This window comes from Undibacterium hunanense, from assembly GCF_014284335.1.
In the GTDB taxonomy this organism is placed as follows: domain Bacteria; phylum Pseudomonadota; class Gammaproteobacteria; order Burkholderiales; family Burkholderiaceae_D; genus Undibacterium; species Undibacterium hunanense.
Genome location: NZ_JACOGF010000051.1, coordinates 1 through 480 on the forward strand (window position 1 = coordinate 1; position 480 = coordinate 480).

The 480-nt window shown below is 51.5% G+C and carries 1 protein-coding gene; it reads left to right on the top strand.

The annotated features are described in order from the left end of the window. On the top strand, positions 1–480 hold a 480-nt coding region (locus H8L32_RS27270), incomplete at both ends, for a hypothetical protein (protein WP_408058973.1).

The window sequence follows — 480 nt, forward strand, 5'->3', positions numbered from 1 at the left end:
GTAAAGTCATCATCACAGGCAACACCAACCTGACACTGGCTTCTACCACCAACATCACTAATCTTACGGTCGGTACGATTGAGTCCGTCAACTACCAGGATGGTATCCTGCAAGCTGCTGGTCGTCTGGCGACTGTAGATGCATCCGCATTCACAGGTAACCTGACCATCAACCTCGGTAACGGCATCTTCACTACCGGTAAAGCAGACACATCTGGTCAAACTCAGGACGTCTCCATCATCGGCGGTAAAGGCAATGACACCTTCATCCTGGCTGACACAATTGAAGCTGGCGACAGCATCACAGGTGGCGACGGTAACGACACCCTCATCGTTGTCAATGGTGGTAACGTCACAGCAACATCAAGCGTCATCACCAAAGTGGAAGCGGTTCAAATGTTGTTGAGCAATACCGCCCAGTCCCTCGATTTCAGCAAACTGCCCGATGTGACTGGCGTGCTGGTCCGCAATGTTTCGTTCA